This is a genomic window from Streptomyces sp. NPDC048637, assembly GCF_040650675.1.
GTDB lineage: Bacteria > Actinomycetota > Actinomycetes > Streptomycetales > Streptomycetaceae > Streptomyces.
In genome coordinates this window covers 92,609-106,821 of record NZ_JBEZHQ010000004.1, presented here as the reverse complement: position 1 = coordinate 106,821, position 14,213 = coordinate 92,609, and the positions used below count along the sequence as shown (strand labels likewise).

Sequence of the window (14,213 nt, the reverse complement as noted above, 5' to 3'; positions counted from 1 at the left end):
GGGGGTCGTGACGGGTGTGTCACGTCAGTGTGCGTCGCCGCAGCAGGACTCGCGGCGCTGCTGCCGGCCCACCTCCAGCCAGTCGGTGCCGGCCGACCGCAGCGCGGGGGCGGCGGGCGCCGGGAAGGAGTCCGTCAGCTCCCGCTGCTCGAAGAGCCGGCCGCCGTCCAGCAGCTCCCCGCAGGTCAGCAGCCGCGGCCCGGCGAGCACTCCGGCCGCCACGGCCTCCCGGATGCGGGCCTGTTCATAGGAGAAGCCGCCGCAGGAGACCGCGGTGGTGATGCCGTAGGAGAGCTGCAGGGCCGTCTGCCGGCCGCCGTAGGTCGTCTGCCACGGGTGGGTGTGTGCGTCCCACAGGCCGGGCAGCACGGTCCGCCCGGAGGCGTCGATCCGCCGGGCCGCGCCGGACCGGGCCGGGCGGTGCGGTTCCACGGCGGTGATCCGCCCGTCCCGCACCACCACATCGACGTCCTCCCGCACCTGGTCACCGGTGCCGTCCCAGAACCGGCCCGCGTGGACGACGGTGTCCCGGCGCGCGCGGGGCGCTGTTCCAGGGACAGCGGAACGGTCCGTGCCGCGCCGCCGGACACGCTGATCAGCCGCAGCTTCCCGGCTGACAGGTACAACAGCGTGCCGGAGTCCCCGGACCACGACGCATGGTCCGCGCTCTCGTCGGTCAGCTGCCGTGGCGCCCCGTCCGGCGTACCGTCGGGCCGCACCGGCAGCACCCACGGTCAGCCGCCAGGACTCCACCTCCAGAACCCAGATCCGGTACGGGCTGCCGGTCACCGCATCGCCGCCCCGCTCCGAGGCGAAGGCGATCCGGGTTCCGTGGGGGGACCAGGCGGGGCCCCGGTCGTCCCACGGGCCGTCGGTCAGCTGCTGGAGACCGGAGCTGTCGGTGTCGAGTATCCACAGGTGGAAGCTGCCGCCGCGGTAGGCGCAGACGGCGATCCGGCGGCCGTCGGGGGAGTGGACCGGTCGGGTGGGCTCCAGGTCGGGCGGGGTCAGCGCCACCGCGTCGCCACCCGTGCGCGGCATCGACCACAGGACGTTCTGGACCTCGGCGACCAGCCGGTCACCGGCCGGTGCGAGGGAGGCCGCGCCATTGGTGGCGGCGGTGAAGGACAGGGTGGTACCGGACGCCCGTGCCCCGGCGGGGGAAGCGGTGACGCCGGTCAGCCCGGCCGCGGCGGCGGCCGAGGCGGTGCCCTGGAGAAATCTGCGGCGGGACAGCGGTAAGGGGCGACGGGGGCATTCTCGGAACGGTCCGTGGTGTCCAACGATCCTCCTGCGAAAGGGGGTTGCCGCACAGTTGCCGGGCAAGAACCGCCCGATCGTGCCACGCCGCGCGGACACCGGGCCACCTCCGCCACGCGCGCCCCATGGCGCACCGCCGCCCGGCGCGGAAGAGTGGGTGGCGACGACTCGTCAGCCACCGCCCCGGCAGTCAGGAGACGACGCCATGCAGGCCATGCAGCAGGACTTCCACCAGGCTCCGGACGGCGCCCGCATCGCCACCTATACCTGGCTCCCGGAGTCCGGCCACCCGCGTGCCCTCGTCCAGATCGCCCATGGCGCCGCGGAACACGGCCGGCGCTACGACCGCTTCGCGCGCTTTCTGTCCGGCCACGGCTATGGCGTCATCGCCTCTGACCACCGTGGCCACGGCGCCACCGCCGTCTCCACCGGCGGCCGCGGGGTGGTCGGCGAGGACTCCTGGCGGGCGATCGTGAGCGACCTCAAGGGCATCGGCAACCACGCGGCCGCCGCCCACCCCGGCATCCCGCTGGTGCTGCTCGGCCACAGCATGGGCGCGATGCTGGCCCGCGACTACGCCCAGGAGTACGGCGCCGACCTCGCCGGGCTGATCCTCACCGGCACCTTCCGCACCCTGCCCGGCCTGGATATCAACGGGGCCGTCGCCGAACTGGAGGAGGAGATCGCCGAGCGCGGCCGCAGCGCGCTCTCCGCCTTCATCCCGCGCATCTTCAGCTCCTTCAACGACGCCTGCACCCACCGCACCGGCTTCGAATGGCTCTCCCGCGACGCCGCCGAGGTGGATGCCTACGTCGCCGACGAGGACTGCGGCTTCCCCTTCTGCGCCGGTCTCGCTGCCGACTGGGTACGCGCCATCCGCAAGATCAACGACCCGGGGAACCTCGCCCGTATGCCGCGCGGACTGCCCGTCCATGTCGCCGTCGGCGCCCTGGACCCCTGCCACCAGCGGATGACCCTGGTCCATGAACTCCTGGAGGACTTCCGCTACGTGGGCACCCGCGATCTGACGTGGCAGGCCTATCCGGACGCCCGCCACGAGATCCTCAACGAGACCAACCGCGACGAGGTCCAGGACGACCTGCTGGCCTGGCTCGACAAGCACATCTGAGCCGGTCGCCCCCTCCGAGCCCGCGGTCGGCGCCCCGCACCCCGCACCCCGCGCCCCGGTCAGGACCGTGCCGTCACAAATCCGGCGATCCGCTCGCGCAGGCCGTGCGGATCGAGGCCGTGCGCCGCCAGGTGCTCGTCGAGCTGCCCGTAGCGGCGCAGCTCCTGGCGGCCGACGCCGAGCCCCAGCAGCCGGTGCGGCCGGTCCTCCAGCGCCTCGGCCGCCGGGCGCGTCGAGGTCCCCGCGAGATACGGCTCCACGATCACCACATCCGTGGTGCCGGCGGCCCGGGCCGCGGCGCGCAGCCCGGCGGCGTCGAAGGGCCGTACGGTCGTCGCGTAGAGCACGGTCACCGGCAGCCCCTCGGTCGCGGCGAGCACATGGTCCAGCATCGGGCCGACGGCGATCACCACCCCGCCGTGACCCTCCCGCACGGTCCGGAAGCGGGCCCCGTCCACCGCCCGGGCCGCGGAGTTGGCCTGCACGGACAGCCGGACGTACACCTTGTCGTCACCGGCCGCCGCGGCGTGCCGCAGCAGGGTCTCGGCCTCGTCCGGGTGCCCGGGAACATGCACGGTCCAGCCGTCGAGGGTGTCCAGCAGCGCGACATCGCCGGGTGCCATATGGGTGAAGCCACCGCTCGGCCAGTCGTAGGAGGCCCCGGCGCTCACCAGTACCCCGCCCACGCCCTGGTGGCCGAGGTCCAGCTTCACCTGTTCGAAGGGGCGCTCCACCAGAAAGCTGGCGAAGGTGTGCATGATCGGGCGGAGCCCGGTGAGCGCCAGCCCGCCGCCCACACCGATCAGCAACTGCTCCCGGATGCCGACGTTCACCACCCGGTCCGGATGCTGCTTTTCCGCTTCGGCGAAGCCGGCCGCGCCGATGTCGGCGAGTACGAGCGCCAGCCGCGGGTCCTTGGCCAGCAGCTGCGAGGTGACCGAGGCGAAGCGCTCACGCATGGTGTCCATCACTGAAACCCTCTCGAAGTCCTGGTCGTATACGGGGAGACAGGGCGGGCCGCTCAGGCGCCCTTGGGCTCGACACGGGCGATCACCGCATGCGGACGGCCCGGGTGCGGCGCGCGGAAGGCCGCGTACAGCGCCTCGTGATCGCGGCCGTCCACAGTCGCCGCGGACCATCCCGCGGCCTCGAAGCGGGAGGCGATCCCGCCGCGCCATCCATGAGTGGCGGAGGAGTTGTCGATGACCAGGGTGTGCAGCCGGTCCAGCCCCGCGGCGGCCGCGTAGGCCAGGGCCTCGTGATTGCTGCCCTCGTCCAGTTCGGCGTCGCCGATCAGCACCCATACGGCCGGTCCCGGCCGGTCCTGCGCCCGCAGACCGAGGGCGGTGCCGACGGCCAGCGGCAGCCCGTGGCCGAGCGATCCGCTGCCGATCTCGGCGCCGGGCACCAGCAGCCGGTCGGGGTGGTGGCCGAGCGGGGAGTCGTACGAGCCGAAGCCCGGCAGCCATGCGGTGGGGAAGAAGCCCTTGGCGGCCAGTACCGCGTAGTAGGCCATCGGGCCGTGCCCCTTGGAGAGCAGAAAGCGGTCCCGGTCCGGGTCCGCGGCGGTGCCGGGGGAGACCCGTAGCACCCGGTCGTAGAGGACCCAGAGGGCGTCGAGTGTGGAGGTGGCGGCCGGGCCGTGCTTCTCATCGCCCGTCATCAGGCTCATCAGGGCGGGCAGTTGGGCGAAAGTGATGCTCTCACCGTGCGGGGTGGGCTCCGCCGGGGTCCCCGCCGCCGGGGCGGTCGTCGGGTCCGTCGTCGATTCCGTTGTCAGCTGCGTCATACGACCGAGCCTGCAACCTCAAGCGCGCTTGCGGTCAAGCGTGAGCCCCACGCTTGAGGTCAAGCCTGGGGCCGCGGGCCGGAAGACCCACGGCCCGCGGCCGCCGGGATCAGACCTGCCCCGGCTTGAAGACATCCTGCTCGATGAGGAGCTTGTCGATCCGGGCCTTGTCCACCCGGTTCGTCACCTCCTCGACCTCCTGGCGGTCGCGAATGCACTTCGCCAGCGTGAACGCCGAGGACACCACGAAGATCAGACCAAGGGCGAGAAACCCGCGCTCCCACGGTCCCACCGGCAGCTTGATGATCCCGATCACCAACGCCACCAGCGACAGCCCGAAGGAGATCGCGGCCTGCGCGAAGAAGGCCGTGGTCGTCGGCCGCTGAATCGATGGAGTAGTCATGCGCGTAGCGTGGCGGCGCGGTGACACCGGCACATGAGTACAGGTACTCATCTCGCCCCTCCCGCCCCGCCGCACGACGGGAAAGTGGCAGCGCCCACCCTCTGACATGCGGTATTGTTCTCGTGCGCGGTCAGCCGGGACATCCCGGCCGGATCGGGCACCGGGACGTGGCGCAGCTTGGTAGCGCACTTGACTGGGGGTCAAGGGGTCGCAGGTTCAAATCCTGTCGTCCCGACGGTGCGAAAAGGCCCGTTGGCCGGGAGAAATCCCGTGTCAGCGGGCCTTTTGCGATGCCGCGGCCGTGCTCCGTCACCGGGCGCGCCGCCGGATGCGCGGGGGCCGGTCAGGGGCAGCTCCTGGGCCGCTTGGCCGCACGGATCGAGAAAGCCGCTGGTCAATCGAGAAAGCCGCTGGTCAGAGGCTGATTCCTGGTCCGGTGGGGGTGCCTCAGGTCAGTTCGTCCCGGAAGCGGCGAGCCAGTTCCACCCGCGAGCCCACGTCCAGTTTTCGGAAGATCTGGCGCAGGTGATAGTTGACCGTGTGGGGGGAGCGGGAGATCAGGCGGGCCACCTGTTGGTTCGTCATGCCTTCCGCCACCAGCAGCGCCACTCTCTGCTCCGCCTCGGTGAGCGCGGCGGCGAGGGGCTCCGCTGCCGCCGGACCCGGCTCCGCGAGGGGCGACGGGGGCGCGGGCTGTGCCACGGAGGAGGCGGCGGGCGCCGGCGACCGGTGCCCGGCGGTCCGGCCGCTGCCGCCGTCGGTACCGCGTGACGCCAGCAAGCTCACCCGCACCCGGGCCACTTCCGCCTCCGCGCCGATGGCCGCGTACCGCTCCATCGCCGTCCGGAGGTGCCGCTCCGGGAAATCGCTCTGGGCACCCCGCAGAAATGCCCGTGACCCGAAGGCCGTGTCCGGCGGGTCTCCGGCGCGTGGTGGTGCCGGCGTCCGGGCGCCCGCCGGCGTCCACCCTCCGTGGAGCGCCCCGGTCGGCATGCTCCGTGTGACGCTCTGTGTGACCTGCGCCCTTCGCCACTCAACTCCCCGTTAAGTCCGACGATCCCTACTGTCCGTAAGTGGACTGGTGCACCGCGTTCATGGCGTGACAGGATGAGTGAGAGGTGGCGGAGCCTTAACTGTTCGTTGGGCTCGATCGACGGGGGACGGTAGGCATGAACGTGGGGGGAGACGGCCGGTCCAAGGGGGCGGGCAGCGTGCTCGCGGAGCGGCTCAACCATCTCTTCGCCAACATGCATCCGCCGGGGCCCCCGTATACCAACGCCTTTGTGGCCGAGGAGATCAGCGGGGGAGCGGAGGAGTACGGCGGGGTCAAGGTCACCGAGCAGTATCTGTCGATGCTGCGCAACGGCAGGCGTGCGAACCCGAGCCCGGAACTGCTGCGCGCGCTGGCCAAGTTCTTCGCCGTACCTGTCGGTTATCTGCTGGGGGACCTCTCACAGCCGCAGGCCGCGCGGGTGGAGGAAGAGGTCCGCTTCCTGGCCGCGATGCGGGACCAGCGGGTGCGCGCGATCGCGCTGCGCTCCGTCGGGCTGCCGCCAGAGGTGCAGGACAGTCTGACGACGATCATCTCCCAGTTCCGGCAGCAGATGAATCTGCCGGCCGATCCGCCGGAGCAGGGCGGTGACCGACGCGGTGAGTGAACCGATGCGGACCGCTGAGCGCGGCCAGATCTTCTCTTCCTGGCAGCGGGTCGGACACGAGGACGGGACGAGCATGCGAGTGGGGCAGATACGCAGGCGGTGCAAGCGGCTCATCAAGGAGCTGGCGCTGCCGGCCACCACCGATCTGCGCGGCATGTGTGACATCGTCGCCGCCCGGGTGGCGCGGCCCGTCCACCTGGTGCCGATGAGCCTGGGCGGGGTGGTCTCGGGGATGACGGCCGTCACCGACGACGGCTACTGGGTCTTCTACGAGCTCAAGACCTCACCGTGGCACCAGGCGCACATCGTGCTGCACGAACTGAGCCATCTCCTGCTGGGACACGGCCAGGATCCGGCGGTCACCGAGGACGCACTGAAGCTGTGGACCCCGTCGGTCGATGTCGCCACCGCCATGCGGCGGATGGGCCTGACCATGGGCTTCGCCCGGCATCACGGCTATGACAACCCCGCCGAGCGGGAAACCGAAGTGCTCGGCACCCTGCTGATGGAGCGGGTGGCGCCGTCCGCGGCCGAGCGTGAACTCCCCCTGGAGGGACAGGCGGCCGAGCTGGCGGCGGCGCTCGGGCCCGCGCTGCAGCACATCCGGCGCCGGCAGGGGACCCCGGCCGGGGACGAGGGGGCCGACGGCGTCGGAGCGGGCGCGGCCGGAGACGGGGGCCCGCGTGTTTGACGTCATCTATCTGTCCTTCGGCGTCGCCGCCTGGGCGATCGTCGGATACAAGTCCGTCGCCTGGTTCCGGGACCGCAGCAACGCCGACCTGGGGCTGGCCTGTGTGATGACCGGCGGGGTGGCGACGGTCTTCCTCTTCTCCGCGCCCAGCCTCTACCGCGCCTTCGACCGGCTGGCCGGCGTGGCCAACCTCGCCATGGTCTTCCTCTACTCCTCCGTCGTGGTGTTCGCCGCGGGGGCGCTGGTGTTGATGCTGCGCTGGACGGCGGGGGAGGGCGCGCTCGCGCGGGCCCGGGCCCGGGTCAGGGCGCGCGTGGCCGTGGGGAGCGTGGCCGCGCTGTGGGCGGTGGCGGTCACCGGATTCGCGGTCGGGCGGCCGGACGCCGTCGAGCACCCCCGCGACTTCAGCACCGCCTACACCGACTCCCCGGGAGTCATGCTGTTCCTGGTGCTGTATTTGGCCATATTCGGATTGAGTTCGGCGGCTCTGGGGACGCTCTGCCCGCGTTACGCCGCACAACTCGGCGGCACGCACCTGGCACGCGGTCTGCGGGTGCTTGCCGCGGGCTGCTGGCTCGGCCTGGTCTACTGCGCCTGCAAGGTCATCGGCTTCGTCCTGTCCTGGACGGGGCACCCGGCGCTGTGGCTCTCCAACGGCGTGGCCCCGTTGAGCGCCTCGGTCGCGGCGCTGATGGTCCTCGCCGGATTCGCGCTGCCGGCGGCCGGCCCCCGGGTCGCCGCCTGGCGCCGGCTGCGCCGCCTCTCCCCGCTCTGGCGGACCGTCACCGCGCAGACCCCCGAGGTCACGATGGGCTCCTCGGCGTGGTCCGTACGGTGGCCGTTCGCCGACCTGGAGTGGCGGGCCAACCGGCAGATGGCCGAGATCCGGGACGTACAGCGCGGCATCCGGCGCCATGTGGAGTCCGACGCCGTCGACATCGCCCGTGAGCGGGCCCGCGCGGTCGCCCTCGACGACCGGCAGCTGGCGGCCGTCGCGGAGGCCGCCGCGCTCCGCCGTGGCCTGGAGAACCGTGCGGTGGGCCATGTCCCCGACCACGGTGCCGACAGCGTGGTGGTCGCCACGGGTGCCGAACCGGCCGAACTCGCCGCGGAGTACGAGCACTTGGCGCTGGTCGCGGATGTCTACCACTCACCGCTGATCGAGACCGTGCTCACCGAACTGCGCCAGCGAAGCTCGGTGGCGCACGGCTGAGGAAGTACCACAGACGGGGTGGCCCGGCACGGGGGTCCGGGCCGCCCGAACCACCCGGGCGGCACCGGCCCATGAGACCGGTGCCGCCCTCGCGGCCGTCGCCGAACGGCGGGCCAAGGACCGGGAGTTTGCCGACAGGGCTCAGGGAGACAGCCCTTAGGGTCGGGCTCATGCAGAAGACCGCTGAGACCGGCCCCGACGCCCCCATCGATGTGACGCCCCTCCTCGACGATCCGTACGCCGCCTACGCCGCGCTGCGCGACGCCGGACCGGTGCACCGGATCACCGGTACGGACGGCCACCCCGCCTGGCTGGTGACCCGCTACGACGACGTCCGCCGCGCCCTCGCCGACCCCCGGCTCTCCCTGGACAAGCGGCATGCCGCGCCCGGCGGTTACCGCGGCTTCGCGCTGCCGCCCGCGCTGGACGCGAATCTGCTGAACATGGATCCACCGGACCACACACGGGTGCGCCGTCTGGTGGTGAAGGCCTTCACCCCGGGCCGGGTCGAGGCGCTGCGCGCCCCCGCACGGCGGACGGCCGACGAGCTGCTGGACGCGATGGCGGAGCGCGGCCGCGCGGATCTGATCGCGGACTACGCGGGGCCGCTGCCGATCGCCGTGATCTGCGATCTGCTGGGCATCCCGCAGCGTGACCGCCGCGACTTCCTGGCCTGGTCGGACGCCCTCATCACACCGGACCCGAGCCGGCCGGAGCTGATGAAGGAGGCGATCGGGGCGATGCTGGAGTTCTACACCGGTCTGATCGCGGCCAAGCGCGCGGAGCCGGGCGACGATCTGCTCTCGGATCTGATCGCGGCGCGTGATGACGAGGCCGCCGGTGCGGGCGACGACCGGCTCACCGAGGACGAGCTGACCTCGCTCGCCTTCCTCCTTCTCTTCGCCGGATACGAGAACACCGTCCACCTCATCGGCAATGCCGTGCTCGCCCTGCTCGACCACCCGGACCAGCTACGGCAGTTGCAGCACAATCCGGCCGAACTGCCGGCGGCCGTGGAGGAGTTCCTCCGCTTCGACGGCCCCTATCCGGTGGCGATCCGTCGCTTCCCCAAGGAGGACGTGGAGATCGGCGGCGTGCGGATCCCGGCCGGGGAGAGCGTGCTGCTGTCGATCGCGTCCGCGAACCGGGACCCCGCGCGCTTCCCCGAACCGGACGTGCTGGACCGCGGCCGGGACCTCTCCGGGCATCTCGCGATGGGGCACGGCATCCATTACTGCCTCGCCGCTCCACTCGCCCGGCTGGAGGCCGTCACCGCGCTCGACGCGCTCCTCAGCCGCTTCCCGGAGCTGCGACTGGGCGTCCCGCGTGGTGAATTGCGGCATCGACGGTCGCTGCGGGCACGTGGCCTGATTTCGCTGCCCGTCACCTGGTAATCGGCAAACGAACAAGTTTTTGAGGCATAACCGTTCGCTCATGCGGTAAAAAGGTTCCTGAGACCCGCCCGGTGTGCATCCCCCGTCGCACCGGGCGGGTCCTTCTTTGCACCGGTTGCAGTTGCGACACGCCCGGAGATGCGGCGCGGCCCTGGTCCGTCTGGCTCAACTGCGCTGCGGACCGCGGCACCACTTCTTAGCGTGACGGCATGGCAATTGACGCGCGTGTGTCCAGGAAGGCCGGTGCGGTGGCGCTGGTCGCTGTCGCCGGTATGTCGCTGACGTCCATACCGGCCGCAGCCAACGGACCGACGGCCCGTCAGCCCGCCGTCGCCGCAGCCGGGGTACAGGCACCCACCGCCCCCGGCACCCCCAGGCTGCCCAGCGGCCTGTCCGCCCTGTCCTGGATGGTGGCCGACGCGGACACCGGCAGCGTGCTGGCGGCGAAGAGCCCGCACCGCAGGCTCGCCCCGGCCAGCACCCTCAAGACACTGTTCGCGGTCACCGTTCTGCCGAAGTTCTCGGCCGGCACGGTACGCCGGGTCAGCTCCGCCGACCTCGCGGGTATCGGGGCCGGCAGCAGCGTCGTCGGCGTCCGGCAGGGCCGCAGCTACACCGTCGGCGACCTGTGGCGCGGGGTCTTCCTCCGCTCCGGCAACGACGCGGTGCATGTGCTGGCCGCGATGAACGGCGGCTGGCGGACCACGGCACAGGAGATGCAGGAGACCGCCCGGAAGCTCGGCACGCGCGACACCACCGTCAAGTCCCCGGACGGCTATGACGCGCCCGGTCAGGTGTCCTCCGCCCACGACCTGACCGTCTTCGCCCGCGCCGGGCTCGCCAACGAGGACTTCGCCCGCTACTGCGCCACCACCCGCGCCACGTTCCCCGCTGCCGGCGGCACCACGCAGATCGAGAACACCAACCGCCTGCTGGCGGGCTCGCACGGGATGACCCGCTACCCCGGCATCATCGGCGTCAAGAACGGCTACACCACCAAGGCCGGCAACACCCTGATCGCCGCCGCGCGCCGGAACGGCCGCACCCTCCTGGTCACCGTGCTGAACCCCCAGTCGAACGCGTACAACGCCGTCTACAAGGAAGCCGGTGCCCTCCTCGACTGGGGCTTCCGGACCGCCGGCACGGCTCAGCCGGTGGGCACCCTGCACGCCGTACGCGCCACCGACGGCGGCGGCCCAATCCGCCCAGTGGCTGCCGAGGTCACCGAAGGCCAAACCCGCGACGGTTCCCCCCGGTGCGCCACCCTCGCCCTGGCGGCGGGCGGCGCCGGCATCGCGGCATTCGGGCTGGGCACCCTGCTCGCCCGCCGGAGGCAGGCACGCGACGGCGGTGGTCGGAACGGAGGGGCGGCGTAGGCACGGGACGGTGGCCTGTGGCCGGTGGTGCGTGGCCCGTGGGGCGTGGCCCGTGGTGCGTGCGCGTCGCCTGTGGCCCGTACGGCAGTGGCGTCGGCTCGGCGCGTCCCGGCGGAGCCCGGTGCCATCGGTCGCCTGTGGGGCGGTCTCAGACCTCATCCCCGGTGGGGCGGTCTCAGACCTCGCCCACGGTGGGGCGGTCTCAGACCTCGTCCCCTGTGGGGCGGTCCCGGACCTCGCCCACGGTGGGGCGGATTTCGGTCGCTTCTCCCGTCGTCCGCAGCCGGGGTGCGGTCTCCGCCGCCGGCACGGCCCCGGGGCCGGTCAGACGCCCGGTCAGCTCCCGGGCCCAGGTCATGAGTCCCGCGACATCGATCCCGTAGGGGGCGGCGTCCGCGTACGGCGCGATGGCAGCCGTACCCCGGTCGAGCAGCGCCGTACCGCCCACGGCATTGCCCCGCGCCGCATGGGTGAGTCCCACCGCGAGCTGGGCGAGCCCCCGCCACAGCTCACGCTCCGGCTCCGGCGCCGCCTTCCAGGCGTCCTCCAGCACCTCATGGGCGTGGAACGGCATCCCGCCGTCGAGCAGCCGCTGTGCCTCGGTCAGCGAGTGTGCGGGTGTCCGGGGCACGCCCTCGGGCTGCCGGGCCACGCCCGGGGAGCCGTACGGCAGCGGCCGGCCGAGCCCGTCACGGGGGCGGGCGCTGCGGGCCCGCCCCTCCTCGTCACGGTCCCGGCGGCGCGGCCCCGCGGGGTCGGGCCCGCCACGAGTCCTGGCCGGGGTGTTGGTCGGGGTGTTTGCCGGGGGCGGGGCCGGGGCCGGGCTCGGGGCTCCGGTCCGTTCCCCGTCCGCCCTGTCACCGCCGTTCTCCCCGCCGCTGCCGCTGCCGCTGCCGCCGTTGCCGTCGCTGTCCGCCGCACCGGCGCCGCAGTGCTCGCAGACCGCGCTGCCGGGCCGTTCCCTGATCCGGCCGCAGGCGTCACACACCTGGTCCAGCCAGCAGGCCGGATCGCCGCCTTCGTCGACCGCCCGGTGCGGGACGGACGGGCGGGACGGGAGGGGCTGGTCCTGGGGGCTGTCCGCGTTGTTCACGCTTCGATTGTGCGCCGTGCGGCCGACCGGCGTCGCCGGGGGCGGGCGCCCTGCCGGGCAGTCGGCCCCCCCCCCGGGGCATTGTTAGGAACCTTTCCTATCCTCGTCGGGCGGACAGCCGGGCTGTCGGGCGGACAGCCGGGCTGTCGGGCGGGCGTCCGGGCTGTTCCGGCTCAGGCCAACTCGACCTCGTAGAAGCAGAAATGATCCTTGATCCGGGCGACCTCGGGGCGCGGCTCGGGGTAGGCCCACACGACGTCCTCCGGACCGCCGGCGAGCGACCAGTACGAGGCGGTGCCCTTGAAGGGGCAGACGGTGTGCGTTCCGGACGGGGTGAGCAGCTCGGTGCGGACGTCCTCGGGAGGGAGGTAGTACCGCACCGGATAGCCGGTCTCGGAGAGGAGCAGCGGGCGGCGGCTCTCGGCGATCAGCTGTCCGCCGATCTCGACGCGGACGTGGTCGGTGCCTTCTGTGACGTCGATGTGGTGGCCTTGGGTGGTGCTCATGGTCACTTCCCTTCGGTGGGCGAGGGGCACAGCTCCCTCCCGGTCCAGCATCGCACCGGGAGGGAGCAGGGGCAGTCGGGGCAACGGTGTGTGCGGGGGATGCGGGCGTGGGGCCCACCGGCAGCCCGTACGCCGTAGCCGCGCCGCATCCCGCAAACCTCACCACCCGCACACCGCTCGGAACCCCTCACTCCCTCACTCCCTCGCCCCTCACCCCTCACACCTCGCGGATACCGCGCCCCGCCCACTCCGGCGCAGCAGTGACGAGGCCGGTGAGGTACGCGCGGGGCGCGCCGGGCAGTGGCGCCGAGCGTCCGGCGGCCTGGTCGATGTGCAGGGTGAACAGCTCCTCAGTGGCCACCGGTTCGCCGGAGGGTTCCCCGGTGAACATCTCGTGCAGTATGCGGAGTTTCTTGCCGTCCACGCCCAACACGGTGGTGTGGACGGTGAGTTCGCTGTCGCGGGCGACCTCGTGGAGATAGCGGACATGGGCCTCGACCGTGTAGAGAGAGCAGCCGGTGCGCTTGCGGTAGGCGGCGTCGAGGCCGGCCGCGTCCATGAGGGCGTCGGTCGCGAAGCCGAAGATCAGGACGTAGTAGGCCTCGCTGAGGTGGCCGTTGTAGTCGGTCCACTCGTCCCGGACGGTCTGGCGAAAGAGCGGCGGGCCGCCCGGTGTGGCGTCGGTCATCGGCGGGTGCTCCCCAGCCGGCCCGTGGCGCGGAGGACGTCGATGACGCCCTGGTCGCGGGCGGCGACCAGCTCCGCGTACGTACGGTCGCCCGCGGCCTCCCGGCAGCCGTCGACCATCGCGTCGCGCAGCTCACGGTCCAGCTCGGGCGCCTCCAGACGGGTCCACGGCGACTTCAGGGACGGGCCGAAGTGGTCGAGCATATGGGCCATTCCGCCCTCGCCGCCGGCCAGTGCGAAGGTCAGGCAGGGGCCCATGAACGCCCAGCGCAGGCCCGGTCCTTCGGTGATCGAGGCGTCGATGTCCTCGACCGAGGCTTCGCCGTTGGCGACCATGTGCAGTGCCTCGCGCCAGAGCGCCTCCTGGAGGCGGTTGGCGATGAAGCCGGGCAGTTCGCGGTCCATGGTGATCACGGACTTGCCCGCCGCGTCATAGAAGCGGGAGGCCCAGGCGACGGCCTCGTGGTCCGTCTTCCCGCCGCCGACGACCTCGACCAGCGGGATGAGGTAGGGCGGGTTGAAGGGGTGGCCGACGACGAGGCGGCCGGCGTCCTCGGCCGCCGTCTGCATATCGCTCATCGGATAGCCCGAGGTGGAGGAGGCGATGACCACACCCGGCCGGGTCGCGGCGGCGAGCTCGGCGAGCAGGGAGCGCTTCAACTCCAGCTGCTCGGGGGCGCTTTCCTGGACGAAGTCGGCGTCGGCGACCGCCTCGGCGAGGGTGGGGGCGATCGTCAGCCGGTCCTGCGAGGCACCGTCGGCCAGGCCTATCTGTTCCAGCGCGGGCCAGGCGGCGGCCACCAGGCGGCGGAGTTTGTCCTCGGCGTCCGCGGCCGGGTCCCAGGCGGTGACGTCATAGCCGCGGGCGAGGAAATGGGCGACCCAGCCGCCGCCGATCACTCCGGCGCCGATACAGGCGATGTGGCGTACGTCCTCGGGGGCGCAGGGGGCAGGGGTGGTTTCAGGCATGGGGGAGCGGCTCCAGGTGGCGGGGAAGGGGAACGGGGAGGCGAG

General features: G+C 72.4%; 13 protein-coding genes, 1 tRNA gene and 2 pseudogenes. 7 read left to right on the top strand and 9 right to left on the bottom strand.

Annotated features, from left to right (window positions below):
* Window positions 1-153: 153 nt before the first annotated feature.
* A pseudogene (locus tag AB0C46_RS07895) lies at window positions 154-1,287 on the bottom strand (twin-arginine translocation signal domain-containing protein); the annotation flags it as partial.
* A 178-nt stretch (window positions 1,288-1,465) separates the two neighbouring features.
* Between AB0C46_RS07895 and AB0C46_RS07890 the strand changes: the two are divergent.
* A complete protein-coding gene (locus AB0C46_RS07890; protein WP_362826584.1) occupies window positions 1,466-2,389 on the top strand; it encodes an alpha/beta hydrolase in 924 nt (307 codons plus the stop codon).
* A gap of 59 nt (window positions 2,390-2,448) precedes the next feature.
* On the opposite strand, the gene AB0C46_RS07885 is transcribed toward AB0C46_RS07890, so the two are convergent.
* The 3 genes from AB0C46_RS07885 to AB0C46_RS07875 all read right to left on the bottom strand — a co-directional run bounded on the left by AB0C46_RS07885 (window position 2,449) and on the right by AB0C46_RS07875 (window position 4,581).
* Window positions 2,449-3,357 (bottom strand): transketolase, encoded by a 909-nt coding sequence (locus tag AB0C46_RS07885; protein WP_362826583.1) that lies wholly within the window; start codon window positions 3,355-3,357, stop codon window positions 2,449-2,451.
* A 53-nt stretch (window positions 3,358-3,410) separates the two neighbouring features.
* Entirely contained in the window at window positions 3,411-4,061 is a 651-nt protein-coding gene (locus AB0C46_RS07880) for a thiamine pyrophosphate-dependent enzyme (protein ID WP_362827002.1), read from the bottom strand.
* Between the two features lie 226 nt (window positions 4,062-4,287).
* A complete protein-coding gene (locus tag AB0C46_RS07875) occupies window positions 4,288-4,581 on the bottom strand; it encodes a YiaA/YiaB family inner membrane protein (RefSeq protein ID WP_362826581.1) in 294 nt (97 codons plus the stop codon).
* 161 nt (window positions 4,582-4,742) lie between these two features.
* Between AB0C46_RS07875 and AB0C46_RS07870 the strand changes: the two genes are divergently transcribed.
* Window positions 4,743-4,816: transfer RNA gene (locus AB0C46_RS07870), tRNA-Pro, on the top strand.
* 212 nt (window positions 4,817-5,028) lie between these two features.
* Here AB0C46_RS07870 and AB0C46_RS07865 read toward each other — a convergent pair.
* Entirely contained in the window at window positions 5,029-5,418 is a 390-nt protein-coding gene (locus AB0C46_RS07865) for a helix-turn-helix transcriptional regulator (RefSeq protein WP_362826579.1), read from the bottom strand.
* A gap of 332 nt (window positions 5,419-5,750) precedes the next feature.
* Between AB0C46_RS07865 and AB0C46_RS07860 the strand changes: the two genes are divergently transcribed.
* From AB0C46_RS07860 to AB0C46_RS07840, 5 genes are all read left to right on the top strand, one after another.
* Window positions 5,751-6,239, top strand: a complete 489-nt coding sequence (locus AB0C46_RS07860; protein WP_362826578.1) for a helix-turn-helix transcriptional regulator — start codon at window positions 5,751-5,753, stop codon at window positions 6,237-6,239.
* Window positions 6,240-6,243: 4 nt separating this feature from the next.
* Window positions 6,244-6,930: a hypothetical protein gene (locus tag AB0C46_RS07855; protein ID WP_362827001.1), complete on the top strand. Its 687-nt coding sequence runs from the start codon at window positions 6,244-6,246 to the stop codon at window positions 6,928-6,930.
* Window positions 6,923-8,143 carry an MAB_1171c family putative transporter gene (locus AB0C46_RS07850; RefSeq protein ID WP_362826576.1) on the top strand — a complete coding sequence of 407 codons (1,221 nt, stop codon included), beginning with the start codon at window positions 6,923-6,925 and terminating at the stop codon, window positions 8,141-8,143. Before AB0C46_RS07855 ends, AB0C46_RS07850 begins: the two co-directional genes overlap by 8 nt.
* 170 nt (window positions 8,144-8,313) lie before the next feature.
* On the top strand, window positions 8,314-9,537 hold the full coding sequence (locus AB0C46_RS07845) for a cytochrome P450 (protein ID WP_362826574.1): 1,224 nt from the start codon (window positions 8,314-8,316) through the stop codon (window positions 9,535-9,537).
* A 209-nt stretch (window positions 9,538-9,746) separates the two neighbouring features.
* Window positions 9,747-10,913: a serine hydrolase gene (locus tag AB0C46_RS07840; protein ID WP_362826573.1), complete on the top strand. Its 1,167-nt coding sequence runs from the start codon at window positions 9,747-9,749 to the stop codon at window positions 10,911-10,913.
* Window positions 10,914-11,115: 202 nt separating this feature from the next.
* On the opposite strand, the pseudogene AB0C46_RS07835 reads toward AB0C46_RS07840, so the two are convergent.
* From AB0C46_RS07835 to AB0C46_RS07820, 4 genes and pseudogenes are all read right to left on the bottom strand, one after another.
* Window positions 11,116-11,652, bottom strand: a pseudogene (locus AB0C46_RS07835) (DUF309 domain-containing protein); the annotation flags it as partial.
* Window positions 11,653-12,179: 527 nt separating this feature from the next.
* On the bottom strand, window positions 12,180-12,512 hold the full coding sequence (locus AB0C46_RS07830; protein ID WP_362826571.1) for a DUF427 domain-containing protein: 333 nt from the start codon (window positions 12,510-12,512) through the stop codon (window positions 12,180-12,182).
* A 217-nt stretch (window positions 12,513-12,729) separates the two neighbouring features.
* Window positions 12,730-13,200 carry a thioesterase family protein gene (locus AB0C46_RS07825; protein WP_362826569.1) on the bottom strand — a complete coding sequence of 157 codons (471 nt, stop codon included), beginning with the start codon at window positions 13,198-13,200 and terminating at the stop codon, window positions 12,730-12,732.
* The gene (locus AB0C46_RS07820; protein WP_362826568.1) at window positions 13,197-14,168 is read right to left on the bottom strand and encodes a 3-hydroxyacyl-CoA dehydrogenase NAD-binding domain-containing protein; all 972 of its coding nucleotides are present in this window, start codon (window positions 14,166-14,168) and stop codon (window positions 13,197-13,199) included. Before AB0C46_RS07820 ends, AB0C46_RS07825 begins: the two co-directional genes overlap by 4 nt.
* Window positions 14,169-14,213 lie beyond the last annotated feature (45 nt).